This is a genomic window from Vibrio parahaemolyticus, assembly GCF_900460535.1.
In the GTDB taxonomy this organism is placed as follows: domain Bacteria; phylum Pseudomonadota; class Gammaproteobacteria; order Enterobacterales; family Vibrionaceae; genus Vibrio; species Vibrio parahaemolyticus.
The window spans coordinates 2,757,862-2,783,500 of record NZ_UHIL01000001.1 but is presented as its reverse complement, the minus strand read 5'-3'; the positions used below and the strand labels follow the sequence as shown (position 1 = coordinate 2,783,500).

Genomic DNA, 25,639 nt, shown 5'->3' with positions numbered 1-25,639 from the left:
CAGCTATTATATTTTTGCCAAATCTGTGGGAGTGAACAAGAATGGCGAGCATTGAAGCTGCACTAGCCGAGATTAAGCGCGGTGTTGAAGAGCTGATTCCAGAAGAAGAGCTAATCGCAAAACTAAAAGAAGGTCGTCCTCTACGTATTAAATTGGGCGCCGACCCAACAGCACCTGACATTCACCTAGGCCATACGGTTATTTTCAATAAGCTTCGCTTGTTCCAAGAACTAGGTCATGAAGTGACGTTCCTAATCGGTGACTTCACTGCAATGGTTGGTGACCCAACAGGTAAAAACACCACTCGTCCACCGCTAAGCCGCGAAGACGTATTGCGTAACGCTGAAACGTACAAAGAACAAGTGTTCAAAATTCTAGATCCTGCGAAGACTAAAATTCAGTTTAACTCTGAGTGGCTGTCTGAGCTGGGCGCAGAAGGTATGATCCGTCTTGCTGCAAACCAAACCGTTGCTCGTATGCTAGAGCGTGACGACTTTAAAAAGCGTTACGCAGGCGGCCAACCAATTGCTATCCATGAGTTCATGTACCCACTTCTGCAAGGTTGGGACTCAGTTGCGATGGAAACGGACGTTGAATTAGGCGGTACGGACCAGAAGTTCAACCTTCTAATGGGGCGTGAACTGCAAAAATCTCACGGTCAAAAACCTCAAGTTGTACTTATGATGCCGCTTCTTGTTGGTCTAGACGGCGAGAAGAAAATGTCTAAGTCTGCGGGTAACTACATTGGTATCAGCGAAGCGCCAAGCGAAATGTTTGGTAAGATTATGTCGATCTCTGATGACCTAATGTGGAGCTACTACGAGCTGCTATCGTTCCGTCCTCTAGAGGAAATCGAACAGTTTAAAGCGGATGTTCAAGCGGGCAAAAACCCACGTGATATCAAAGTGCTACTTGCTAAAGAGATCATTGCGCGTTTCCACAGTGAAGCCGATGCTGATGCGGCAGAGCAAGAGTTTGTGAACCGTTTCGCTAAGAACCAAATCCCTGACGAAATGCCAGAATTTGACTTTGAGGCTGGTACTCCAGTAGCGAATCTTCTAAAAGATGCTGGTCTGTGTGCGTCAACGTCTGAAGCGATGCGCATGGTAAAACAAGGTGCAGCGAAGGTTGAAGGCGAGAAAGTTGCCGACGCTAAGTTTGCGCCAGAAGCTGGTACTTACGTATTCCAAGTTGGTAAACGTAAATTTGCACGTATTACGATCAAGTAATCCATAATTTTTACGTATGGAAGCGCCCAATGGGCGCTTTTTTTGTTCCTAAAATTGGCAAAAAAAGAACAAAGCCCACCTGTAAATATGGATTAACTTTGCTACTATACTTGCGCTGCTAATCAGGGCAGCGATATCGGAGATTTACATGAACAATACCGACCATCCTCCCAGTCGTTGGGTGAGTAAGATTAAGGGAGCGAAATAACCCGCTTCGGTATTGGCGATCTCCGTCTTACCCGAGTGGTGAGGCATCTTTTCTAATTTTCTTCTCGTTATTTCCTTCATACATTCTGAATAGACAGTGCTTTTGCATTGGTGAATTCGCGTGTTTGTGTCATCTATCGGCATAAAGGCGTGATGAGCTTGTGCTTGTGTTGTCGATGGTCGTTACCAATGCCAATCGGGAGATTCGCCATGACGGTAATGAACAACACTTTTATTGAAACAACACCAAACTTTTCTGAAGTAGAAATTGGTGCAGCTCGCAATGCGTTTTTGAAATACGATCAAGAGCAGCAACTTCATTTGCTCACCATCATGCCAATAGATGAAGCGGTGGGGATTTTGAAGCACTGTTCTGTAGGGTATGTGAACAGTTTGATGTCTCAACTTGAGCATGCGGGTCATGATAAGCGTGCGCGTCACTATGCGCACCAATTGGGTTTGCATGTGTCGGAAGTTGATACTCCTGACGGTTACTTATCAACAGGCGTACTAGAGCATGTAAAGCAGCGAATCGGCTGGATTATTGCTCTCGCTTTATTGGGGATCGTTTCTGGGCTGATTATTGCTCAGTATGAAGATACATTGAGCCAACTGGTTTTACTTGCAGTGTACATGCCGGTGATTGCGGCGGCTGGTGGTAATACGGGTACTCAAGCGGCCACATTGGTCATTCGTGCATTGGCCACAGGTGAGCTTAAAAAGCGTCAGTGGTTAGCAGTACTTTGGAAAGAAAGTCGCGTAGCGCTGTGTCTTGCACTAGCGATCGCAATAGTTATGGTTGGACGCATTATGCTTTTTAGTGCCGGCCAATCTACGGGGGGCTTTGAACTGACAGACATCGCACTTGCAATCGCCGTTGCTTTGTTTATTCAAGTCTCAATTTCCACAACGCTTGGCGGTTTGTTGCCAATAATTGCCCGTGCTTGCAAGCTAGACCCAGCCGTATTGGTGAGCCCTGTGCTTGCATCAATCGTTGATATATCAGGTATGTGGATTTACTTTACTGTGGTGAATTACTTCTTAGGTATTGCCTGACTAAAATTCACGATGTCACGGTAAAATAACTGCTCAAAATGCGTAATAGGGGTGATGACAGGTTTGTTATCGTCCCTTTTTTCTGGGAAGTAGTCTGAGACAAACTGGACGAAAATAGTATTCGGCTGGCCATTTTTATCTAAACCATAACCCGCCATGTTGTAGGTTCCGTACAATGAACCACTCTTCGCAATCAGTTGACCTTTAATTGGGGCATTCCGCATGCTTTGGCGGTATTGCAGCGTACCCGATTCGCCTGATTTAGGCATGATGGCAATCAGCTTCAGTGTTTTTTCGTTTTTCCAAATATAACGTAGGATTTCAGCCATTTTGGTCGCAGAAATGCGGTTGTTTCTTGAAAGGCCCGATCCATCTTCCAAGCGTGCGTTACGGATATCGATGCCAGTATTGGCGAAAATGATCTGTTTGATCGCTTCTGTACCATTGGTAAAACTTCCGGGTTGAACAAAAAACTTCGCACCCAATGTTTTCGTTAATGTGTCTGCGATCAAATTGTCAGAATGCTTGAGCATGTCATCAAGTAAATCGGGTAGCGGCTTTGACTGATGTAATGCCATCAATTTACGTTGTTTCTGTGGCGCTGAACCAATCTTAATTTTGCCTTTGAGCTCAATTCCTAATTGCTTGAGTAACGTACTGATATTTTGACTGGTATAACGTTCAGGATCTTGAACCGCAAATTTGAGAGGTAGCGGCTTTTCTCGTTCAACTAAGCATCCTTTTAATTCGTAGTGATTGTCTGGGTTAGCAAGCAGGTCTAAATCGCAATGGCGGCTCTTTTGAATCGTCTTAGAAACGGTCTCGACCGAACTTTTAACACGAATAGGTTGATGCTCAGGTACATAGATTCGAGTCCCGCCATCTTTTTGCGTATAGATAGAAGCTTGGACACAGTTGTTGTTGAGTGTAATGCTAGAAGCCGGAGCGCTGTAGCAAACCCCCAGAATGTCCCACGGCCAACCCACCGCTCGGTCATACCCTGTAAAGGCACTGTTGTCTAACCACAAGTTACCGTTAATGCGCGTTAAACCATTTTTTTTCGCCAATGACAGCAACGATTTCAAATCTTGTGTTTGTAGGGTGGGATCTCCGACAAAGTAGATAACGGCATCGGAGCTCGAGGTTTCAAGCTTTGTTCGAAATGCAAAGCTGTCCCCTAACTCTAATTTAGCAGCTAAGGCTGTGACAATTTTTAATGTGCTCGCTGGTGGAAATAGTTGGTCTGTTGGACGGATACCATCGAGCGTGGAACTTTCGGTTAGTTTTTCTGCAACTAAGCTGATACGGGCGCCCTCTGGCAATACCTCTTGATGAGGATACGCATAAGACAATAGCGGAAAAATAAGAGAAGAAATGAGTAGAGGCCAACGTAAACGCATAGTGTGATTTTCTAGGGTTAGTTATGTGATTGAGTATACGCAAGTCCACTCAATATGCTAGGCGCATCCAAGATTGCTTGGTTCATCGTTAATATTGAGACAAAGTGGTTAGAAGAACGCGCTATTAAGATGAGAAATGAAAGATAAAAAAATGCCCGCGATAAGCGGGCACTGAGTATTCAAGTCTAAAGACTGGAATTAGAAGTCGTAACGTAGACCTAGAGCTAGCTCGTCTTCTGCATCAGCTTTAGATGCTGTAGTGTTGCCACCAGCTTTACCTAGTTTATCGCCAGAGTCGATTAGGTTGAAGTTGTATGAAACGTAACCACGGAAGTTAGGCTTGAAGTAGTAAGATGCATCAACAGCGAAGTTGTTAGCAGAAATTTCGTTGTTAGTTTCTGCGTTGTTGTACGTTGTTGTGAATACTGTTTGACCTAGAGTGTAAGCACCAGCTAGTTCGTAACCAGTGTAGTCACCTTCAGTTTTCGCTTTTTCACCGTCAGTGAAGATACCAGCGAAGTATAGGTCACCCATAGTGTAAGATGCAGCTAGCATGTATTCGTTAGCTTCGTCTTGGTCTGCGTAACCAGCACCTAGCTCAAGACCTGTGTCTGCTACTGCGTAGATTGCAGATAGAGAGTAGCCGTCTTGTTTGTTGTCTGTGTATTCACCGTTTACTTCTTCACGGTCAGCAAAGCGGTAGCTAGCTTTAACGTTTAGGTTTTCGAATTGACCTTTGTAAGACATCATGTTGTCTGAACGGTCAGCTACTGCTAGTTTGTCAGCTGCTGAGTTACCGTGGTAAGCCATGATATCTGTGAAATCAGTGATAACGCCTAGTGCACCTTCGTTTTTACCGTAAGTGAACTCACCCCATGCACCGCCAAGACCAGCGTATGCGTAACGAGTGTCTAGGTTGCTGTTTCCATCCACACCGCCGTTTTCAGCTGTAGTAAACTCACCTTCCCAGAAACCAACACCGTATAGATTGTCGTTGATTGCTTGAGTACCAAGGAAGTTTAGACGGATACGAGAGTTGTCTTGAGCGTCGCCATCTTTCATAGATAGACGTGCTTCAGCGCGGCCGCCCATTTCTAGAGAAGTGCCGTCTTGGTTGTAAAGTTCAGCTGCGTTAACGCCAGTTGCCATAGCTGCTGCAGATACAGAAAGAGCAATTAGAGTCTTTTTCATCTTATTTGTCCTAGTTAGCTGTCCATAATCATTGTTGTATGGGGGAGAGATGACCTCTCACAAGTTATTGGTCTATATTTGGCTTCATCTGCGAGAGTTTTCCGCAACTGTAAGCCTTTGATGTAACAACTTGCTGGACATGTTTTACTGCTAAAGTTTCATGATGAGTTAGTAAAATGATATAAATCCTGCCGATGAACACTGTTCGATTGTGGCTAAATGTTTGTTAAGTTATTGGTTTTAATGAACTAATTCTTCAATGGCATTGGCCTGGCATTGATTAGTTTTTATGTTTTTTGATGTTTTTAGTGTAATGAACAGTGTTGTTTTTCAATAAATTGCGATAATGATTGGATCTAAAATTGATTCGGTTCGTTATGCTGCAAAGGCATAGCAATGTTGAATTTCGAATTAAGATGATTTCGCTCAGGAGTTTGTTTACACTAGTTGAAAATACATCTTTAACCGCACTACCTAGTCCTACGACTGGGTGGGCTTTTTATTGTCCAAAGACCCATTTGGGCTTGAGGTTACATAATGGAAAAAGTTCCAATGACACTACGTGGCGAACAAATGCTACGTACAGAACTAGAACGTCTACTTAAGCTACGTCCTCAAATTTCAGAAGCGATTGCTGAAGCACGAGAACTAGGTGATTTGAAGGAAAATGCTGAATATCATGCCGCTCGAGAAGAGCAGGGTATTTGTGAAGCGCAAATCCGTGACATTGAATATAAGCTATCTGTTGCGCAAGTAATTGATGTAACTAAAATGGAAAACACTGGCAAGGTTATCTTTGGTTCAACGGTGACTTTGATTGATGTCGATACCGATGAAGAAAAGACATATCAGATTGTTGGTGACGATGAAGCTGATATTAAAGCTGGCCGTATTTCAGTGAGCTCTCCAATTGCTCGTGGCTTGATCGGCAAGATGGAAGGCGACGAGGTTGCTATCCAGACTCCAGGTGGAGCGAAAGATTTCGAAATTGACCGAGTTGAATACATCTAAGTGGCATCTTGAATGCCCACTATTTGTTAAATGCAAAAAAGGTCGCCAATGGCGACCTTTTTCTTCAACAACGTAAGTGAATTACTTACGAGGAATTTCGATTTTACGCTCTTCAGACTGGCGGTATAGCACAAGCACTTTACCAATTGTCTGAACTTTTTCAGCGCCTGTCTCACGTACGATAGCGTCAATGATTAGCTGTTTTGTTTCACGATCTTCTGAAGCAACTTTTACTTTGATCAGTTCGTGATGGTTTAGAGCGATTTCAATTTCTGCTAGCACGGCTTCTGTAAGTCCATTTGCGCCCATTAGCACAACAGGTTTTAAACTGTGAGCCAGGCCTTTTAGGTGCTGCTTTTGTTTGGTGCTTAGGTTCATTACGCGGCCAATTTTCTTTAAAATAAGGGTTGAAAAAAGCTATTTTAACGCCATCTATTGCTGAAGACTATAATTTATTGAGTAATAGGTTGTGCCTATTAAAACAATAGCTCCTATTTGCGCCTTGTTGGGATTAAAATGAGTAAACAAAAACATTCGGCTAGTTCTGGTCGTTGGTTGAAAGAACACTTTGATGATAAATACGCGAATGAAGCCCGTAAAAAAGGATATCGTTCACGTGCGTACTTCAAGATTGATGAAATCCAAACAAAAGATAAGTTGTTAAAACCTGGCATGACAGTGGTCGATTTAGGTGCTGCTCCGGGTGGATGGTCTCAATATGCTGCTAAAATAGTAGGAGATAGTGGTCAGATTATTGCTTGTGATTTACTTCCTATGGATCCAATAGCTGGTGTAAGTTTCTTGCAAGGTGACTTCCGAGACGATGCCGTGTTAGAGGCGTTGCTTGATAGAATTCAACCATCAATGGTTGATGTTGTAATGTCTGATATGGCGCCGAACATTGCAGGTAACAACTCTGTCGATCAACCACGCGCAATGTATTTAGTTGAATTGGCTTTAGATATGTGTCGACAAGTTCTAGCGCCTAATGGTAGCTTTGTCGTAAAGGTTTTCCAGGGTGAAGGCTTCGATCAATACGTGAAAGAAGTCCGAGACATGTTTAAAGTCGTAAAAATCAGAAAACCAGACTCATCGCGAGCTCGCTCCCGAGAAGTCTTTGTTGTAGCCACTGGTTACAAAGGTTAACTATTTTGCTCTTTCGGGAGCGTGTTAACACTATAGCTACAGTGAGTGAACTGTAGTACCCTACCTTTAATTACAATTAGTTATCGAGAGGCTTACACCTTGAGTGACATGGCAAAAAATTTAATTCTGTGGCTTGTTATCGCTGTCGTATTGATGTCGGTATTCCAGAGCTTTGGCCCTGGAGAAAGCAATGGCAGAACCGTGGATTACACCACGTTTGTACAGGAAGTTGGCCAAGGCCAGATTCAAGAAGCAACTTTTAAAGACGGTGAAATTAGCTTTGTTCGTCGTGGCGGCGGTGCCAAAATGGTCACTTACATGCCTGTGTATGATCAGAAGCTTCTAGATGACCTAATTAACCAAAACGTGAAAGTGCAAGGTACGCCTCCTGAAGAGCAAAGCTTGCTTGGCACAATTTTCATTTCTTGGTTCCCAATGATCTTACTGATTGGTGTGTGGATTTTCTTCATGCGTCAAATGCAAGGCGGCGGCGGTAAAGGCGCTATGTCTTTCGGTAAGAGTAAAGCTCGTATGATGAGCGAAGAACAAATCAAAACCACTTTCGCTGATGTTGCAGGCTGTGACGAAGCAAAAGAAGACGTAAAAGAACTTGTTGATTACCTACGTGATCCGAGCCGTTTCCAAAAACTGGGTGGTAAGATTCCAACTGGTGTTTTAATGGTTGGTCCTCCAGGTACGGGTAAAACGTTACTTGCAAAAGCTATCGCAGGTGAGGCAAAAGTACCGTTCTTTACTATTTCAGGTTCCGATTTCGTAGAAATGTTCGTTGGTGTTGGTGCATCTCGTGTACGTGACATGTTCGAGCAAGCGAAGAAAGCCGCGCCTTGTATTATCTTTATCGATGAAATCGATGCTGTAGGTCGTCAGCGTGGAGCTGGTGTAGGTGGGGGTCACGATGAACGTGAGCAAACACTGAACCAAATGCTAGTAGAAATGGATGGTTTTGAGGGCAACGAAGGTATTATCGTTATTGCTGCGACCAACCGCCCAGACGTATTAGACCCTGCATTGCTACGTCCGGGTCGTTTTGACCGTCAAGTAGTTGTAGGTCTTCCTGATGTACGCGGTCGTGAACAGATTCTAAAAGTACACATGCGCAAAGTGCCATTAGCTGGTGACGTAGAGCCTTCTCTAATCGCTCGTGGTACGCCAGGTTTCTCTGGTGCTGACCTAGCAAACTTAGTTAACGAAGCTGCGCTATTTGCTGCACGTGGCAACAAACGCAATGTCTCTATGGTTGAGTTTGAGCTAGCGAAAGACAAAATCATGATGGGTGCAGAGCGCCGTTCTATGGTGATGTCAGAAGAGACCAAAGAGTCAACAGCGTACCATGAAGCAGGTCACGCGATTGTTGGCCGTTTAGTACCTGAGCATGATCCTGTGTACAAAGTGTCTATCATTCCACGTGGTCGTGCACTTGGTGTAACGATGTACTTGCCAGAACAAGACCGCGTAAGTATGTCTCGTCAGCACTTAGAATCTATGATTTCAAGCCTGTATGGCGGTCGTCTTGCTGAAGAGCTAATTTACGGTCCTGAAAAAGTATCGACAGGTGCTTCCAACGACATTGAACGTGCGACTGATATTGCTCGTAAGATGGTGACACAATGGGGCTTCTCTGAAAAACTTGGTCCTCTACTTTATGCAGAAGATGAAGGTGAAGTATTCCTTGGTCGTAGCGTAACGCAGACTAAACACATGTCTGATGATACCGCTAAGCTGATCGATGATGAGGTTCGTCAAATCATCGACCGCAACTACGACCGTGCGAAAAAGATTTTGGAAGACAACATGGACATCATGCATGCGATGAAAGATGCGCTAATGAAGTATGAAACCATTGATGCTCGCCAAATTGATGATCTCATGGAACGTAAAGCGGAAATTCGTGAGCCAGCAGGCTGGGGTGATAGCCCAATGAATAAGCCAAAGGATGACGATAAGTCTCAAGCAACGCCTGAAGTGAAAGAGGAAGAGAAAGCAACGGATTCTGCGAATGCCGCAGAGCAAGTTACTTCTCAAGATTCTGCTTCAAGTGAAGTTCCAGAAAAGAAAGACTCTGAATAAAGAGTGTTGATAATAATAAACCCCGAGTTAGCTCGGGGTTTTTGTATTTATTATGATTATTACAGCAAATAACAAATCTCTCGACCTTTCTCGTCCACATGTAATGGCGATTCTTAATGTTACCCCTGATTCATTTTCTGATGGTGGTAAATTCAATTCTCTCGAACTTGCTCTTGCTCAGGTCGAAAAAATGATTACAGCAGGGGTTAGCATCATTGATGTCGGTGGTGAGTCCACACGTCCTGGTGCGCCAGATGTCTCTCTAGAAGAAGAGCTGCAACGCGTTGTTCCTGTTGTAAAGGCCATCCGCGAAAAATACGATGTATGGATCTCTGTCGATACCAGTAAAGCAGAAGTAATGCGTCAGGCTATCGCTGTTGGTGCGGATCTAATTAACGATATCCGTGCGTTACAAGAACCTGGTGCACTTCAAGTTGCGGCTGCATCAAAACTACCTGTTTGCTTAATGCATATGAAGGGGCAACCTAGAACTATGCAGGAAAGCCCTCAGTACGAGAACTTGATGGATGACGTTGCTCAGTTTCTGGAAGAGCGCATATCTGCTTGTGAAGCTGTAGGTATCAATAAGTCTCAACTTATCCTCGATCCTGGTTTTGGCTTTGGCAAAACCATTGAACACAATTATCATATGCTCGCTCATCTCGAGAAGTTTCATGAGTTCGGTCTGCCTATCTTGGCGGGCATGTCTCGTAAATCAATGATTTTCAAGCTGCTTAATAAGCCCGCAGCAGATTGCACTAACGCCAGTGTGGTTTGTGCCACGATTGCTGCCATGAAAGGCGCGCAGATCATTCGTGTTCATGATTTTGAAGAAACTATTGAAGCAATGAAAATTGTCGAAATGACGCAAAACAATATTTAAAAATAATAAAGGTAAGTTTATGTCGAATAAAAGACGTTACTTTGGTACGGACGGTGTACGCGGTAAAGTTGGACAGTACCCAATCACTCCAGACTTCGTACTTAAGCTTGGCTGGGCTGCTGGTCGTGTACTAGCAAAACAAGGCACAAAGAAAGTTATTATTGGTAAAGATACTCGTATCTCTGGTTACATGCTTGAATCTGCACTAGAAGCTGGTCTTGCTGCCGCAGGTCTGAAGGCAACCTTCACAGGTCCAATGCCGACACCTGCTGTCGCTTACTTAACGCAAACTTTCCGCGCAGAAGCGGGCATTGTGATTTCTGCATCGCATAACCCATATTACGACAACGGTATTAAATTCTTCTCATCTGAGGGCACAAAATTGCCTGATGATATCGAGCTTGCTATCGAAGCTGAATTGGACAAAGACATTGAATGTGTTGAGTCTTCTGAATTGGGCAAAGCGACTCGTTTAAATGATGCTGCAGGTCGTTACATCGAGTTCTGTAAAAGCACATTCCCATCGACACTAAGTCTCTCTAACTTAAGGATCGTCGTTGATTGCGCTCATGGTGCAACCTACCATATTGCTCCAAATGTCTTCAAAGAACTTGGTGCAGATGTAATCGCGATGGGTGTTGAGCCAAATGGTATCAACATCAATGAAGAAGTCGGTGCTACAGACGTTCGCGCGCTACAAAAACGCGTTGTCGAAGAGCAAGCTCATCTTGGTCTTGCATTCGATGGTGACGGCGACCGTATCATCATGGTTGACCATTTAGGTAATAAAGTCGATGGTGACCAAATTGCTTACATCATCGCACGTGATGCTCTGCGTCGTGGTGAACTAAAAGGTGGCGTGGTTGGTACGTTGATGACTAACCTAGGTATGGAAAATGGCCTGAAGCAATTAGGCATTCCATTTGTTCGTGCAGCTGTCGGTGACCGCTATGTAATGGAGCAATTGCTGGCTAAAGGCTGGAAGATCGGTGCCGAAAACTCTGGTCACGTTATCTTGCTAGATAAAGTAACAACGGGAGACGCGATTGTTGCAGCTCTACAAGTGCTTGCTTCTGTTGTTGGTAGTGATATGTCTCTGCACGACTTGTCGCAAGGCATGACGCTTTACCCACAAGTTTTAGAAAATGTACGTTTCGCTGGTGAAAACAACCCTCTAGAAGCGCAAGCAGTATTGGCTGCTGTAGAAGAAGTTGAAGCTGAGCTAGGCGATAAAGGTCGCGTTTTACTACGTAAATCAGGTACAGAGCCTTTGATTCGCGTAATGGTAGAGGGTGAAGATGCCGAGCTTGTTCAAAGCTCAGCGCTTAAGATTGCGGATGCAGTAAAAGCAAGTTGTTAATCATTGCTTTAACGTATTTAAAGAAAGAAAAGGGCAAGTTTTGCCCTTTTTTTGAGCGCTTAACCCGCCAGCATTGATTTTTTACTAATTTTCCCTTGTCAGCGTTACTTGCTTTCGCTAGTATTGCTCCGCCTCCCGTTAGGAGGTCGCTAGCCTTGTTCATTAACGATGTTTCGATATTGAACGGCGCTGGCTCAACAATTTGGAACATAGGTGGAAAAAATGTTTTCAGTTCTACTTGTGATTTACCTGTTGGCAGCGCTTGGTGTGATTGGCCTTGTGTTGATTCAACAAGGTAAAGGCGCAGATATGGGAGCCTCGTTCGGTGCTGGTGCTTCAAACACAGTGTTTGGTGCTAGTGGCTCAGGTAATTTCTTAACCCGAACAACTGCTATTTTAGCAACCGTATTTTTTGTCGTTAGCTTGCTACTTGGTCGTATGTCTACACACAAGACCGAGTCTCAATGGGTAGACCCAACATTAGGTCAACCAGTAGTTGAACAAGTTAAAGACGCAGCGAGTGAAGTTCCAGCACCTACTGGTGATGAAATTCCTCAATAAGCTGTAAGGTTTTGTGCCGAGATGGTGAAATTGGTAGACACGCTAGCATGAGGTGCTAGTGCCTTAGGTGTGAGGGTTCGAGTCCCTCTCTCGGCACCATGTATTTACAAACTTGTAAATCACTTGTTTGCGAGTATAATGCTCAGCAAGTCGGACGCGGGGTGGAGCAGCTTGGTAGCTCGTCGGGCTCATAACCCGAAGGTCGTCGGTTCAAATCCGGCCCCCGCAACCAATCTCCTTCTTTCAATAAAGAAGTGGCAGATTGGCAAGTTTGCGTAGTGCTAACCACACTACGAGTTAAGAAAAGTAATTTTGACTATTCTTAACGTATCAGGGTCCAGCAGCATAAAACCCCGACTATCGGGGTTTTTTGTTATCTGAGTTTTTTAAATGACTCAGGTCACTGCTTGGTTTTTTGATTGGGCTCTGAGCCCTTTTTTTGTTTCTGGAGTGGTTTAAATGACTGGTTTAGAAAGACAACTTACTGAAATGCTTGAAGCGCCAGTAGAGGCATCAGGCTATGAGTTAGTTGGATTAGAATTCATTCGTGCTGGCGCGCACTCAACGTTACGCATCTACATCGACCATGAAAATGGTATTAACGTGGACGACTGTGCAGAAGTTAGCCACCAAGTAAGTGCAGTGTTAGACGTTGAAGATCCAATTTCTGTTGCTTACAGCCTAGAAGTGTCTTCTCCAGGTTTAGAAAGACCACTATTCAAAGCAGCACATTACGAGCAATTTATTGGTCACGAGGTCAGCATCGTTTTGAAAATGGCTGTAGCAAACCGTCGTAAGTGGAAAGGCATTATCCACGGCGTGGATGGCGAAACAGTGACAGTTACTGTTGAAGGTCAGCAAGAAGAGTTTGCTTTAAGTAACATTTCAAAAGCTAACCTGATCCCTAAATTTTAGGTCCCTAAAAAAGTTTAAGCTTAGAGGCTAAATACAATGAGTAAAGAAATTTTAGCGGTAGCAGAAGCGGTATCGAACGAAAAAGCGGTACCTCGTGAGCGTATCTTTGAAGCTCTTGAGATTGCTCTAGCAACTTCTACAAAGAAAAAGTACGAAATCGAAATCGACGTTCGTGTTGCTATTGACCGTAAAACTGGTGAGTTTGTAACTTACCGTCGTTGGTTGGTTGTTGACCAAGTAGAAAGCCCAACGAAAGAGATCTCTCTAGAAGCTGCTCAATATGAAGATGATTCAGTTGAGCTAGGCGATTACGTAGAAGATGAAATCGAATCAGTAACGTTTGACCGTATTACGACTCAAACGGCTAAGCAAGTTATTGTACAAAAAGTTCGTGAAGCTGAACGTGCACAAATCGTTGAGCAGTTTATCGACAACGAAGGTGATCTAATCACTGGTGTTGTTAAGAAAGTAAACCGCGACACTATCGTACTTGATCTAGGTAACAACGCAGAAGCGGTAATCCTACGTGATGACCAACTTCCTCGTGAAAACTTCCGTCCAGGTGACCGTGTACGTGGTCTTCTGTACAAAGTTGCTCCAGAAGCGCGTGGTTTCCAATTGTTTATCACTCGTTCTAAGCCTGAAATGCTGGAAGAACTATTCCGTGTAGAAGTTCCTGAGATCGCTGAAGAAATCATCGAACTGAAAGGTGCTGCTCGTGATCCTGGTTCTCGCGCTAAGATCGCAGTGAAAACAAATGACAAACGTATTGACCCTGTTGGTGCGTGTGTTGGTATGCGTGGCGCACGTGTACAAGCTGTTTCTGGTGAGCTTGGTGGTGAGCGTATCGATATCGTGCTTTGGGATGATAACCCAGCGCAATTCGTTATCAACGCAATGGCTCCAGCAGACGTAGCTTCTATCATCGTGGATGAAGATGCACACTCAATGGACATCGCAGTTGAAGCCGACAACCTAGCACAGGCTATCGGTCGTAACGGTCAGAACGTACGTTTAGCATCTCAGCTAACGGGTTGGGAACTGAACGTAATGACAGTTGCAGATCTTCAGAAGAAACACGCTGAAGAATCACAAGCGTCTATCGAAAACTTCATGAAGTACCTAGACATCGAAGAAGACTTTGCTCAGCTGCTTGTTGAAGAAGGCTTCTCTACTCTAGAAGAAATCGCATACGTTCCAGTTAACGAGCTTCTAGAAATCGACGGCCTAAACGAAGAGCTTGTAGAAGAGCTACGTGGTCGTGCGAAAGACGCGCTAACAACAATTGCATTAGCACAAGAAGAATCTTTTGAAGGTCTAGAGCCTGCAGACGATCTACTAGGTCTTGAAGGTCTAGAGCGCGAAATGGCATTCAAACTGGCAGCTAAAGGTGTAGCGACACTGGAAGATCTAGCTGACCAAGGCATTGACGATTTAGAAGGTATCGAAGGCCTGACCGAAGAACGTGCAGGCGAGCTAATTATGGCCGCACGTAACATCTGTTGGTTCGGCGAAGAAGCATAATTTCGGCAAGGAGGAAAGCGGCATGACACAATTAACAGTTAAAGCACTGAGTGATGAGATTGGTACGCCAGTCGACCGCTTGATTGAACAACTTGCTGACGCTGGCATGAAAAAGGCGAGCTCTGACAATGTAACTGATGAAGAGAAGCAAAAGCTTCTCTCTCATCTAAAGAAAGAACACGGTGATAAATCTGGTGATGCAGAGCCGACTCGCCTAACGCTTCAGCGTAAAACTCGTAGTACACTTAGTGTGAATGCGGGTGGTGGTAAGAGTAAGAATGTTCAGGTTGAGGTGCGCAAAAAACGTACATACGTGAAGCGTAGCACAATTGAAGATGAAGCTAAGCGCGAAGCAGAAGAAGTAGCAAAACGTGAAGCAGAAGAAGCAAAACGCGTAGCAGAGGAAACTGCTAAGCGTGAAGCTGAAGAAGCTGCAAAACGTGAAGCTGAAGATGCTGTAAAACGTGAAGCGGAAGAAAAAGCGAAACGCGAAGCTGAAGAAAAAGCGAAGCGCGACGCAGATACGAATGCACAACGTAATGCTGAAGAAAAAGCAAAACGTGATGCTGAAGAGAAAATTAAGCAAGAAGCAGCGCGAAAAGAGGCCGACGAGCTTAAACGTCGTCAGGAAGAAGAAGCTAAGCGTAAGGCTGAAGAGGAAAGTCAGCGCAAGCTTGAGGAAGCTCGCGAATTGGCTGAAAAGAATAAAGAGCGTTGGTCTGCTGCAGAAGAGAAAAAGGGTGATATGGAAGATACAGATTACCATGTAACGACTTCACAATACGCACGTGAAGCCGAAGATGAAGCAGATCGCAAAGAAGAAGCCGGTCGTCGTAATAAGAAGAAGAAAAAACCTTCGACTAAAGACGAGCAGGCACGCAATAGCGGTCGTAGCCAACGTGGCGGTAAAGGCGGCCGTAAAGGTAAGCTAGCTAAACCAACATCAATGCAGCACGGCTTTGATAAGTCGGCAACTGTTGCTAAGCAAGATGTTGTGATTGGCGAAACAATTGTTCTTTCAGAACTTGCTAACAAGATGTCGGTTAAAGCGACAGAAGTTATCAAAGTGATGATGAAGATGGGCGCTATGGCGACTATCAACCAAGTGATCGACCAAGAAACAGCACAGCTTGTTGCTGAAGAAATGGGTCACAAAGTTGTTCTTCGTAAAGAGAACGAACTGGAAGAAGCAGTACTATCTGACCGCGATACTAATGCTGAATCAGTACCTCGTGCTCCAGTTGTAACGATCATGGGTCACGTTGACCACGGTAAAACGTCAACACTTGACTACATCCGTCGTACACACGTTGCTTCAGGCGAAGCGGGTGGTATTACACAGCACATCGGTGCTTACCACGTTGAAACTGAAAACGGTATGATCACGTTCCTTGATACTCCTGGACACGCGGCGTTTACTGCTATGCGTGCTCGTGGTGCTCAAGCGACAGATATCGTTGTTCTTGTAGTTGCAGCAGATGATGGCGTAATGCCACAAACAGTAGAAGCGATCCAGCACGCGAAAGCGGCAGGCGTTCCTTTGATTGTTGCTGTGAACAAGATCGATAAAGAAGATGCGAACCCAGACAACGTTAAGAATGAGCTAGCTCAATACGACGTAATCCCTGAAGAATGGGGCGGTGAGAACATGTTCGTTCACATCTCTGCAAAACAGGGTACAAACATTGATGGTCTGCTAGAAGCAATCCTTCTTCAATCTGAAGTTCTAGAACTTACAGCTGTGAAAGAAGGTATGGCGTCTGGTGTGGTAGTTGAATCTCGTCTTGATAAAGGTCGTGGTCCAGTTGCTACAGTACTAGTTCAATCTGGTACGCTACATAAAGGCGACATCGTACTTTGTGGTCAAGAGTACGGCCGTGTTCGTGCAATGCGCGACGAACTAGGTCAAGAAATCACAGAAGCAGGCCCGTCTATTCCTGTAGAGATCCTTGGTCTTTCAGGTGTGCCAGCTTCAGGTGACGAAGCTACTGTAGTACGTGATGAACGTAAAGCGCGTGAAGTTGCTAACTACCGTGCTGGTAAGTTCCGTGAAGTGAAACTTGCTCGTCAGCAGAAATCTAAACTAGAGAACATGTTCTCTAACATGACTGCCGGTGAAGTTGCCGAACTTAACGTTGTTCTTAAAGCTGACGTTCAAGGTTCTGTAGAAGCTATCGCAGACTCACTACTGAAACTATCGACTGACGAAGTGAAAGTGAACATCGTTGGTTCTGGTGTTGGTGGTATTACTGAGACTGACGTAGTACTAGCAGAAGCTTCAAACGCAATCATTCTTGGCTTTAACGTACGTGCTGATGCATCTGCTCGTCGTGCAGTTGAAGCCGCAGCAGTTGACCTACGTTACTACTCAATCATTTACCAATTGATTGACGAAGTGAAACAGGCAATGGGCGGTATGCTTGCTCCAGAATTCAAGCAAGAGATCATTGGTCTTGCTGAAGTTCGTGACGTGTTTAAGTCACCGAAACTGGGCGCAATCGCTGGCTGTATGGTTACTGAAGGTCTAATTAAGCGCAACAACCCTATCCGTGTTCTACGTGATAACGTTGTTATTTACGAAGGTGAACTAGAGTCACTACGTCGCTTTAAAGATGACGTTCAAGAAGTTAAGAATGGCTACGAATGTGGTATCGGCGTTAAGAACTACAATGACGTTCGCGTTGGTGACCAAATCGAAGTATTCGAAATCGTTGAAATTCAACGTACTCTAGACTAATTGACTAAAATTACTCATATTATCTTTGATAGATAAGTAGTAATTGGTTGTTGAATACACCATGGGGGGCTGGCTTTGACCAACCCCCCATTCTTTCTATATAAGAGAAAAGATATGTCAAAAGAATTTAGCCGCACGCAGCGTGTTGCACAGCAGCTGCAAAAAGAATTAGCAATGATCCTTCAACGTGAAGTTCGTGATTCACGTTTGGGTATGGTTACCATTTCCGATGTGGAAGTCTCTCGTGACCTTGCTTACGCAAAAGTGTTCGTGACTTTCCTATGTGTAGGTGAGCAAACACCAGAATCATGCCTAGCGGCACTACGTGAGCATGAAGTTCACATTCGCATGATGCTTGGTAAGCGTATTCGTCTGCGTCTAACTCCAGAAATCCGCTTCTACTACGACAACACGCTCGTAGAAGGTATGCGTATGTCTAACCTAGTAACCGAAGTGGTTAACTCAGACAAGCAGAAGCAAAAGAACTCTGGCCGTGAGGACGAAGAATAATGGCTCGTCGTCGTAAAGGTCGTCCAATTAATGGTGTTATCTTGTTGGATAAACCAACAGGTATCTCTTCCAATGATGCACTGCAAAAAGTAAAGCGAATCTACTTTGCTGAGAAAGCGGGTCACACTGGTGCGTTGGACCCTCTAGCGACGGGTATGTTGCCGATCTGTTTAGGTGAAGCAACCAAGTTTTCTCAGTTCCTACTGGATTCAGACAAACGCTATCGCGTGATCGCGAAACTTGGCGAACGTACTAACACTTCAGACTCTGATGGTGAAGTGGTAGAAACGCGTCCAGTAGATGTGACTCTCGAGAAACTAGAGGCGAGTATCGAGAAGTTCCGTGGCGAATCTGACCAAGTGCCTTCGATGTTTTCTGCTTTGAAATACCAAGGCAAACCTCTGTACGAGTACGCTCGTAAAGGTATCGAAGTTCCACGTGAGTCTCGTAAAATTACGGTATACGAAATCATTCTTCACCGTTTTGAAGGTGATGAAGTTGAGATGGAGGTGCACTGTTCAAAAGGCACTTACATTCGTACTATCGTCGATGACTTGGGCGAAATGCTCGGTTGTGGTGCTCACGTAACTATGCTGCGCCGCACAGCTGTAGCCAAGTACCCTTACGAGAAAATGGTGACTCTTGAGCAGCTTAATGAGCTACTTGAGCAAGCTCATCGTGAAGAAATCGCTCCTCGCGAGTTGCTCGATCCACTGCTTATGCCAATGGACACTGCAGTTGAAGACTTGCCAGAAGTAAACCTAATTCCTGAATTAGCAGATATGGTTCAGCATGGCCAACCGGTTCAAGTATTAGGTGCACCAGAGCAGGGGGCTCTGCGCCTGACTATGGGCGAAGAGCGTTTGTTTATCGGTGTTGGTGAAATGAACGATGATGGTAAGATCGCACCAAAACGTTTAGTCGTTTTCCGCGACGAAGAGTAATCTCTATCTCACTTGAAAAATACCGGCATTTAGGCCGGTATTTTTATATTGCGCCTATAAGCAAACTTCCTTATAATTCGCGCTTCTCGTGTCGGCTGAATCAGAGATTGGCTGGCACAAACATTAACTTACTCTTATTAGGAGAGAATTATGTCTCTGAATGCAGAAACTAAAGCAGCAATCGTTGCAGAATACGCACAATCTGAAGGCGACACTGGTTCACCAGAAGTTCAAGTAGCTCTACTTACAGCTTCTATCAACCACCTACAAGGTCACTTCAAAGCTCACAAAGGCGATCACCACAGCCGTCGTGGTCTTCTACGTATGGTTTCTCGCCGTCGTAAGCTTCTAGATTACCTAAAAGGTAAAGATCTAGCTCGCTACCAAGACCTAATCAAGCGTCTAGGCCTACGTCGCTAATAAGCGACTGCATAGCAGTTTGTCAAAAAAGGGGCTTTTAGCCCCTTTTTTGTTGCCCCTAATTTATTTTTTGACTGCTATAGCTTAGCCAAATCATCCTTAAGCCGTTATAATACTGGCGGCTTAATCTTTTGATACCGTTCTAGATGAGTGATTAGTCGCTGTTTAGTCTGGTATATTAGATTTTTATTAAACTCATAGCATTACAGTCAACCTCGTCGACCAAAAGGTCGCGGCTATTAAAAAGAAATTTAGGTAAGTTTCTTTTCACTAGTCGCGATTCGTAATGCCTTGAGTGTTTATTAACACACCTAAGCGGCTATTTATCGGTGCGCTTAGAAACAAGGAATAACAATGTTCGAAAAACCAGTTGTTAAAACGTTCCAGTACGGTAACCACACGGTTACTCTAGAAACTGGCGTTATCGCACGTCAAGCTACAGCAGCAGTTATGGTTACAATGGACGATACAGCAGTATTCGTTTCAGTTGTTGGTAAAAAAGAAGCAGTAGCGGGTCAAGATTTCTTCCCACTAACTGTAAACTACCAAGAGCGTACTTACGCTGCAGGTAAAATCCCAGGAGGCTTCTTCAAACGTGAAGGTCGTCCATCTGAAGGCGAAACGCTAACAGCTCGTCTAATCGACCGTCCAATCCGTCCACTATTCCCGGACGCGTTCAAAAATGAAGTGCAAGTTATTGCAACGGTTGTATCTGTAAACCCAGACGTTCAACCAGATATCCCAACAATGATTGGTACATCTGCGGCTCTTGCTATCTCTGGTATTCCATTCAATGGTCCTATCGGTGCAGCACGTGTTGGTCACATCGATGGTCAGCTAGTTCTTAACCCTAGCCAAACTGAGCTAAACGCATCGCGTCTAGATCTAGTGGTTGCAGGTACAGAGTCTGCGGTACTAATGGTTGAGTCAGAAGCTGACAACCTAACTGAAGAAGAAATGCTAGCAGCAGTTGTGTTCGGTCACGATCAACAACAAGTTGTAATCAATGCTATCAACGAGTTCAAAGCTGAAGTTGCTACTCCAGCTTGGGATTGGGTTGCTCCAGAAGAAAATACAGCACTTAAGACTAAGATTGCTGAACTTGCTGAAGCTAAGCTTGTTGAGGCTTACCAAATCACTGAGAAAATGGCTCGTTACGACCGCATCCATGAGATTGCAGCAGAAGTAAACGAAGCACTGCTTGCTCAAGATCCTGAAGCGGATACTAAAGAAATCCACACAATCTTCCACGATCTAGAGAAGACTGTTGTACGTCGTAGCATCATCGCGGGTAACCCTCGTATCGATGGTCGTGAGAAAGACATGGTTCGTGCGCTAGACGTACGCACTGGTGTTCTTCCACGTACACACGGCTCTGCGCTATTCACTCGTGGTGAAACTCAGGCTCTAGTGACAGCTACTCTAGGTACTCAACGTGATGCACAAATCATCGATGAGCTAACTGGTGAGCGTAAAGATCACTTCCTACTACACTACAACTTCCCTCCATACTGTGTGGGTGAGACTGGTTTCGTAGGTTCTCCTAAGCGTCGTGAAATCGGCCACGGTAAACTGGCTAAGCGTGGTATCGCAGCTGTAATGCCATCTGTTGACGAGTTCCCATACACAGTTCGCGTTGTATCAGAAATCACGGAATCTAACGGTTCATCTTCAATGGCGTCTGTATGTGGTACATCTCTAGCACTTATGGATGCTGGTGTGCCAATCAAAGCATCTGTTGCGGGTATCGCGATGGGTCTTGTGAAAGAAGGCGATGACTTTGTTGTTCTTTCTGACATCCTTGGCGACGAAGACCACCTAGGTGACATGGACTTTAAAGTAGCAGGTACTAGCACCGGTGTTACTGCACTTCAAATGGACATCAAGATCGAAGGTATCACTAAAGAGATCATGCAAATTGCGCTTAACCAAGCACAAGGCGCACGTAAGCACATCCTATCTGTAATGGATGAAGCGCTTGCTGGTGCTCGTGACGATATCTCTGAGTTCGCTCCGCGTATCCACACAATGAAGATCAGCGCAGAGAAGATCAAAGATGTTATCGGTAAAGGTGGTGCAGTTATCCGTGCTCTAACTGAAGAGACTGGTACAACTATCGAAATCGAAGACGACGGTACAATCAAGATTGCAGCAACTGAAGGTGCTGCAGCGAAAGAAGCTATCCGCCGTATCGAAGAGATCACTGCTGAAGTTGAAGTAGGCCGTATCTACACTGGTAAAGTGGCTCGTCTAGCTGACTTTGGTGCGTTTGTAACGGTTCTACCAGGTAAAGATGGTCTAGTACACATTTCTCAAATCGCTGAAAAACGCGTTGAGAAAGTGTCTGACTACCTAACTGAAGGTCAAGAAGTTCAAGTTAAAGTTCTTGAAATCGACCGTCAAGGCCGTGTACGTCTAAGCATGAAAGAAGCGGTAGAGAAGCCTGCTGAAGAAGCAGCGGCAGAAGCACCAGCAGCGAAAGAAGAGTAATCTGAAACTCGCCTTTCGGTCTTTTATTAGCTTAAGAGCCTGAAAGCATGCTATAAAGGGGAGCATTTTCGCTCCCTTTTTTTTGGCCTGTTTCGAGGAGTTTGACCTCAAATGAGGTTATTTATCCTATAGTGCATTAAGGAAACAGACCCAAGGCGGTCCAAACAGGAGTATCAATTAGTGAAATGGTTTCAAACCGCAAGTTTATGTGTTGCTATCGCGCTGACCGGTTGTGCAAATACTTCTCAGCATTCAGCTCTGAAGTGGCTTTACCCACCAATGGCTGTGCCTTTACAACCGAGCGTTCAACAAGAAGTTCAAATTGCGCGTTTATCACAACTACTGCAGCGCCCTGATCTCAGCGATGAAGTGCGTGCCAAAATGCACTATGAACGTGGTAATTACTACGACAGTGTTGGCTTGCGTGACCTTGCTCGTTTGGATTTCAACCAATCATTGCAGTTGAACCCAGCTCAGCCAGATATATTTAATCTTCTCGGCGTTTACTTTACTCAGGTTGGAGAGTTTGATGCGGCATACGAAGCATTTGATTCAACACTCGAACTTGCACCAGATAACTCTTACGCAGAGCGTAATCGGGCGATAGCGCTATACTACGGCGGTCGTATTGATTTGGCCTTGGAAGATATGACCAAGCATTATCAAGAGATGCCAAGCGATCCATTTCGCGCATTGTGGTTATACATCATTGAAGCGGATCAAAACCCTGAGCAAGCAAAAGCAAACCTTCAGCAGCGTTACCAACAAGATCGCAGTGAAGAATGGGGTTGGGTGTTAGTCGCTCTTATGCTACGCGATGTTTCTGATGAAGCGGCTCTTGCTGCGATTATGGATGGGACGCGAGAAAACTATCGCCTTGCTCAGCGATTGACGGAAACCTATTTTTATCTCGGTAAACGTCATCAATTGGAAGGTGACATCGCCAGCGCGATTTCGTTGTATAAGCTCGCCATTTCGTTGAATGTGTACGAGTACGTTGAGCATCGTTACTCTTTCTTGGAGTTAGCACAAATTTATGACCAACTTCAGCAAGATAGGTTGGCCAAGCTAAAAGCCGCCGAGCAACAAGAACAACAATAATAATAAAGCCGCTTCCATAAGCGGCTTTTTTACGCTTGATGATTGAGATAACTCGCTTTAGAATAGTTAGCCTTGCTAACTAATTGGTAAATCTTTATGGCTTTAGAAGAGAGTTTGATCGATTTGGAGCGTTTTTGCGCCAAAGCTTGGCGTGTTTACGCTAAAGAAGATCCATTGTCTCATCTTAGCTTTAACGAATTTGATTACTTACGCGTAATTCAGGTGTTTCCTGAAGGCGTTCGTATTACTGATCTTGCCGACGAGTTACAGGTAACCAAACCTTCGGCCTCCAATATGGTGGTGCGTTTAGAAAAGAAAGGGTTAGTGAAGCGTATTGCTTGCAATGAAGATGCTCGCGCAAAGCGTGTCTTATTGACGGAAGAGGTCGCTGAAAAAATGTCTTTAGAACAAATTGTTTATAAGGATATTTCGGATCAAATGATGCTAAAGCTAAACGAACAAGAAGCCAAACAATTGCAGTCGCTACTCAATAAAGCGCTTGGAAATTAACTCAAAAATTCATTTATTTAACTATTTAGTTAGCTTTGCTAACTATTGGTGAGAATCATGCAAAACTCCATTTATAAACAGTTTTGGAAATATACCATTCCAACTGTCGCAGCCATGTTGGTCAATGGGCTGTACCAAGTCGTCGACGGTATTTTTATTGGCCGTTACGTCGGCGCTGACGGATTGGCGGGCATCAATGTCGCTTGGCCAGTGATTGGTAGCATTCTGGGAATAGGGATGATGGTTGGTGTGGGAACGGGAGCCCTGACTTCCATCAAGCAAGGAGAGCAAGATCAACAAGGTGCGAAACGGGTCTTAACCACAGGCTTGCTATTTTTGTTGGCCTTGATGCCTATTGTCGCAACGATTCTGTTTTTCTTTGCTGATGACTTTATTCGTTGGCAAGGCGCTCAGGGACGAGTGTACGAGTTAGGCTTGCAATATCTCCAGATATTAATCGTCGCGTGTATTTTTTCACTTGGTTCTATTGCGGTTCCATTTTTGCTACGTAACGACAACAGCCCTAACTTAGCCACAATTTTGATGGTGATAGGTGCAATCATTAACATTGTGTTGGACTATGTTTTCATTGCTTGGATGAACTGGGAGCTAACAGGAGCGGCTATTGCGACCGCATTGGCACAGATGGTTGTCACCGTGCTAGGTGTGGGCTACTTCTTCTCTTCTAAAGCGAAGTTACGTCTGACATTTAGAGAGTTGAAATTGCAATTGGATGCTATTCCTAAAATTGTGCTTATCGGGACATCCAGCTTTTTTATGTACGCTTATGGCTCAACGATGGTAGCTCTGCACAACGCGTTATTCGCACAATACGGCAGCCCGCTTTTGATCGGCGCTTACGCCATTTTAGGCTATATCGTGACGGTCTATTATCTCGTGGCGGAAGGCATTGCCAATGGTATGCAGCCTTTGGTGAGCTACAACCATGGCGCACGAAATCAAGATAACATTCGTAAGTTGCTACAAATTGCTATGGGGACATCGGTTTTAGGTGGTGTTGTGTTCGTGGTATTGATGAACCTTTTCCCGTACCAGCTCGTATCCGTCTTTAATGACGCGGATCAGCAGCTTATCGAAAGTGCTGTGGTGGGAATTCGTCTCCACATGTTCGCACTGTTTCTGGATGGTTTCTTAGTGGTAGCAGGGGCTTACTATCAATCGGTCAACAAAGGCAGTAAGGCGATGTTTGTGACGGTGGGCAATATGCTTATCCAACTGCCGTTCTTGTTCATCATGCCAAAACTGTTGGGTGTGACAGGCATTTGGATTGCATTCCCGCTATCCAACATTGCGTTAAGTCTGGTTGTGATGAGTATGCTTTGGCGTGATATCAAAAAGTTGATGGTGGATAGCCCAGTAGAACCGAGCATCCAAGCGTCTTAAGTTGGTAGCAGAAAAGCGAGGCTAGTGCCTCGCTTTTTACTTTGTCGGAAGAGTTAAATGTTCTTCACTTCTAAGCCAGCCAATTGATGCCAGTAACCGTTGCATTGGCGGCTTGATAGTTTGTCTGGGTCTGAGCCTTGCTCGTTAGAACGGAAGCGATCCAATTCTGAGAAGGTACTTACGCCTAATGGACTCAAGCGAACGACATCAACGAGTCCTTGCATGCTTGGCAGATCGTTGATCAGGTTGTAACAGTAGCCCGATTGCGTTTGGATGCCATTTAAGTTGAAGACTTCTTGTCCCTCTTGGCTGCTTACTTGGATACCGGTTGGGTATTTGATGCAGCAAGTTTCGCAATCATCCTTCGCTTTATTTTCTGCACGCGCCGTGAAGCAGCGAGCCGAGTAGGCTAATGGCAAATAGCCGTGGCTAAAGACTTCGACTTCGAATTTGTTACGAATCCCTAAGTCTTCACATTGTGTCAGAGTATCGCTTAGCCATTCACGAGATAGCTCAACCGGCATACACCAACGAGTCATCCCTTGTTTTAAAAACAGGTTCAAGGTGTGTGCGTTGTAAGTGTTAATTGCTGGGCCAACGACAAATGGGACTTTGTGTTCAGACGCCAGTTGAACTGCGGACACGTCATTTGCTTCAATCGCAAAGTCACCATTATCGATATACTTCTTCATGATATTGACTTCGCTTGGTGCTTCCAACAATGCCATGGTGGAAAGCACCACTTGCTTACCGGATGCCGATAGGTCTTTGGCAATATCGAACCAATGAGCAGGTTTCATCTCGCGACGTTTTGAACAAACGGTTTCACCCAAGTAGATAATGTCTGCCGAGCTTTCTTTCGCTTGTAAGTAAAATGCTTCGATATCTTGTTTTGGCCAGAAGTACAGCAGTGGGCCAAGTGCGTATTTCATTGAATTTTCCATCTTAACCT

22 protein-coding genes and 2 tRNA genes are annotated in these 25,639 nt (G+C 44.7%); 20 read left to right on the top strand and 4 right to left on the bottom strand.

Annotated elements, in window-relative coordinates; all coding sequences use genetic code 11:
- Window positions 1-41: 41 nt before the first annotated feature.
- Together tyrS and DYB02_RS14230 are read left to right on the top strand one after the other, a co-directional pair.
- Window positions 42-1,229: a tyrosine--tRNA ligase gene (gene tyrS, locus DYB02_RS14235; RefSeq protein ID WP_015297229.1), complete on the top strand. Its 1,188-nt coding sequence runs from the start codon at window positions 42-44 to the stop codon at window positions 1,227-1,229.
- A 417-nt stretch (window positions 1,230-1,646) separates the two neighbouring features.
- On the top strand, window positions 1,647-2,492 hold the full coding sequence (locus tag DYB02_RS14230; protein WP_005494055.1) for a magnesium transporter: 846 nt from the start codon (window positions 1,647-1,649) through the stop codon (window positions 2,490-2,492).
- On the opposite strand, the gene dacB is transcribed toward DYB02_RS14230, so the two are convergent.
- On the bottom strand, window positions 2,471-3,892 hold the full coding sequence (gene dacB, locus DYB02_RS14225; protein WP_029806363.1) for a serine-type D-Ala-D-Ala carboxypeptidase: 1,422 nt from the start codon (window positions 3,890-3,892) through the stop codon (window positions 2,471-2,473). The genes DYB02_RS14230 and dacB overlap by 22 nt on opposite strands.
- 198 nt (window positions 3,893-4,090) lie before the next feature.
- Window positions 4,091-5,083 carry a porin gene (locus DYB02_RS14220; protein WP_029806955.1) on the bottom strand — a complete coding sequence of 331 codons (993 nt, stop codon included), beginning with the start codon at window positions 5,081-5,083 and terminating at the stop codon, window positions 4,091-4,093.
- Between the two features lie 537 nt (window positions 5,084-5,620).
- Between DYB02_RS14220 and greA the strand changes: the two genes are divergently transcribed.
- Window positions 5,621-6,094 (top strand): transcription elongation factor GreA, encoded by a 474-nt coding sequence (gene greA, locus DYB02_RS14215; RefSeq protein WP_005485311.1) that lies wholly within the window; start codon window positions 5,621-5,623, stop codon window positions 6,092-6,094.
- Window positions 6,095-6,175: 81 nt separating this feature from the next.
- Here the strand turns inward: greA and yhbY are convergent, their stop codons facing one another.
- Window positions 6,176-6,472: a ribosome assembly RNA-binding protein YhbY gene (yhbY, locus tag DYB02_RS14210; protein ID WP_005380066.1), complete on the bottom strand. Its 297-nt coding sequence runs from the start codon at window positions 6,470-6,472 to the stop codon at window positions 6,176-6,178.
- Window positions 6,473-6,610: 138 nt separating this feature from the next.
- Here yhbY and rlmE point away from each other — a divergent pair, with 138 nt between their 5' ends.
- From rlmE to vmrA, 17 genes are all read left to right on the top strand, one after another.
- The gene (rlmE, locus tag DYB02_RS14205; RefSeq protein ID WP_005494062.1) at window positions 6,611-7,240 is read left to right on the top strand and encodes a 23S rRNA (uridine(2552)-2'-O)-methyltransferase RlmE; all 630 of its coding nucleotides are present in this window, start codon (window positions 6,611-6,613) and stop codon (window positions 7,238-7,240) included.
- Window positions 7,241-7,348: 108 nt separating this feature from the next.
- Entirely contained in the window at window positions 7,349-9,328 is a 1,980-nt protein-coding gene (gene ftsH, locus DYB02_RS14200) for an ATP-dependent zinc metalloprotease FtsH (RefSeq protein WP_029806727.1), read from the top strand.
- Between the two features lie 52 nt (window positions 9,329-9,380).
- Window positions 9,381-10,211: a dihydropteroate synthase gene (folP, locus tag DYB02_RS14195; protein WP_029806805.1), complete on the top strand. Its 831-nt coding sequence runs from the start codon at window positions 9,381-9,383 to the stop codon at window positions 10,209-10,211.
- Window positions 10,212-10,230: 19 nt separating this feature from the next.
- A complete protein-coding gene (gene glmM, locus DYB02_RS14190; RefSeq protein WP_025510685.1) occupies window positions 10,231-11,571 on the top strand; it encodes a phosphoglucosamine mutase in 1,341 nt (446 codons plus the stop codon).
- A gap of 222 nt (window positions 11,572-11,793) precedes the next feature.
- A complete protein-coding gene (gene secG / locus DYB02_RS14180; RefSeq protein ID WP_005481580.1) occupies window positions 11,794-12,132 on the top strand; it encodes a preprotein translocase subunit SecG in 339 nt (112 codons plus the stop codon).
- 15 nt (window positions 12,133-12,147) lie between these two features.
- Window positions 12,148-12,231, top strand: a tRNA-Leu gene (locus DYB02_RS14175).
- A 56-nt stretch (window positions 12,232-12,287) separates the two neighbouring features.
- A tRNA-Met gene (locus DYB02_RS14170) sits at window positions 12,288-12,364 on the top strand.
- A gap of 227 nt (window positions 12,365-12,591) precedes the next feature.
- Complete coding sequence (gene rimP / locus DYB02_RS14165) at window positions 12,592-13,047, top strand: ribosome maturation factor RimP (protein ID WP_005456065.1); 456 nt, start codon at window positions 12,592-12,594, stop codon at window positions 13,045-13,047.
- Window positions 13,048-13,083: 36 nt separating this feature from the next.
- Entirely contained in the window at window positions 13,084-14,571 is a 1,488-nt protein-coding gene (nusA, locus tag DYB02_RS14160) for a transcription termination factor NusA (RefSeq protein WP_005456069.1), read from the top strand.
- A gap of 22 nt (window positions 14,572-14,593) precedes the next feature.
- On the top strand, window positions 14,594-17,308 hold the full coding sequence (infB, locus tag DYB02_RS14155; RefSeq protein ID WP_025537470.1) for a translation initiation factor IF-2: 2,715 nt from the start codon (window positions 14,594-14,596) through the stop codon (window positions 17,306-17,308).
- A gap of 114 nt (window positions 17,309-17,422) precedes the next feature.
- Window positions 17,423-17,818: a 30S ribosome-binding factor RbfA gene (gene rbfA / locus DYB02_RS14150; RefSeq protein ID WP_005456060.1), complete on the top strand. Its 396-nt coding sequence runs from the start codon at window positions 17,423-17,425 to the stop codon at window positions 17,816-17,818.
- Window positions 17,818-18,762, top strand: coding sequence for a tRNA pseudouridine(55) synthase TruB (truB, locus tag DYB02_RS14145; RefSeq protein ID WP_005456111.1), 945 nt, complete (start codon window positions 17,818-17,820; stop codon window positions 18,760-18,762). Before rbfA ends, truB begins: the two co-directional genes overlap by 1 nt.
- A 150-nt stretch (window positions 18,763-18,912) precedes the next feature.
- On the top strand, window positions 18,913-19,182 hold the full coding sequence (gene rpsO / locus DYB02_RS14140) for a 30S ribosomal protein S15 (protein WP_005456110.1): 270 nt from the start codon (window positions 18,913-18,915) through the stop codon (window positions 19,180-19,182).
- Between the two features lie 354 nt (window positions 19,183-19,536).
- On the top strand, window positions 19,537-21,672 hold the full coding sequence (gene pnp, locus DYB02_RS14135) for a polyribonucleotide nucleotidyltransferase (protein ID WP_005456067.1): 2,136 nt from the start codon (window positions 19,537-19,539) through the stop codon (window positions 21,670-21,672).
- A gap of 180 nt (window positions 21,673-21,852) precedes the next feature.
- Window positions 21,853-22,773 (top strand): lipoprotein NlpI, encoded by a 921-nt coding sequence (nlpI, locus tag DYB02_RS14130; RefSeq protein ID WP_005481586.1) that lies wholly within the window; start codon window positions 21,853-21,855, stop codon window positions 22,771-22,773.
- A 96-nt stretch (window positions 22,774-22,869) separates the two neighbouring features.
- Entirely contained in the window at window positions 22,870-23,283 is a 414-nt protein-coding gene (locus DYB02_RS14125) for a MarR family winged helix-turn-helix transcriptional regulator (protein ID WP_024702430.1), read from the top strand.
- Window positions 23,284-23,340: 57 nt separating this feature from the next.
- The gene (vmrA, locus tag DYB02_RS14120) at window positions 23,341-24,687 is read left to right on the top strand and encodes a sodium-coupled multidrug efflux MATE transporter VmrA (protein WP_029805518.1); all 1,347 of its coding nucleotides are present in this window, start codon (window positions 23,341-23,343) and stop codon (window positions 24,685-24,687) included.
- A gap of 53 nt (window positions 24,688-24,740) precedes the next feature.
- On the opposite strand, the gene DYB02_RS14115 is transcribed toward vmrA, so the two are convergent.
- Window positions 24,741-25,619, bottom strand: a complete 879-nt coding sequence (locus tag DYB02_RS14115; protein ID WP_025546674.1) for a U32 family peptidase — start codon at window positions 25,617-25,619, stop codon at window positions 24,741-24,743.
- Window positions 25,620-25,639 lie beyond the last annotated feature (20 nt).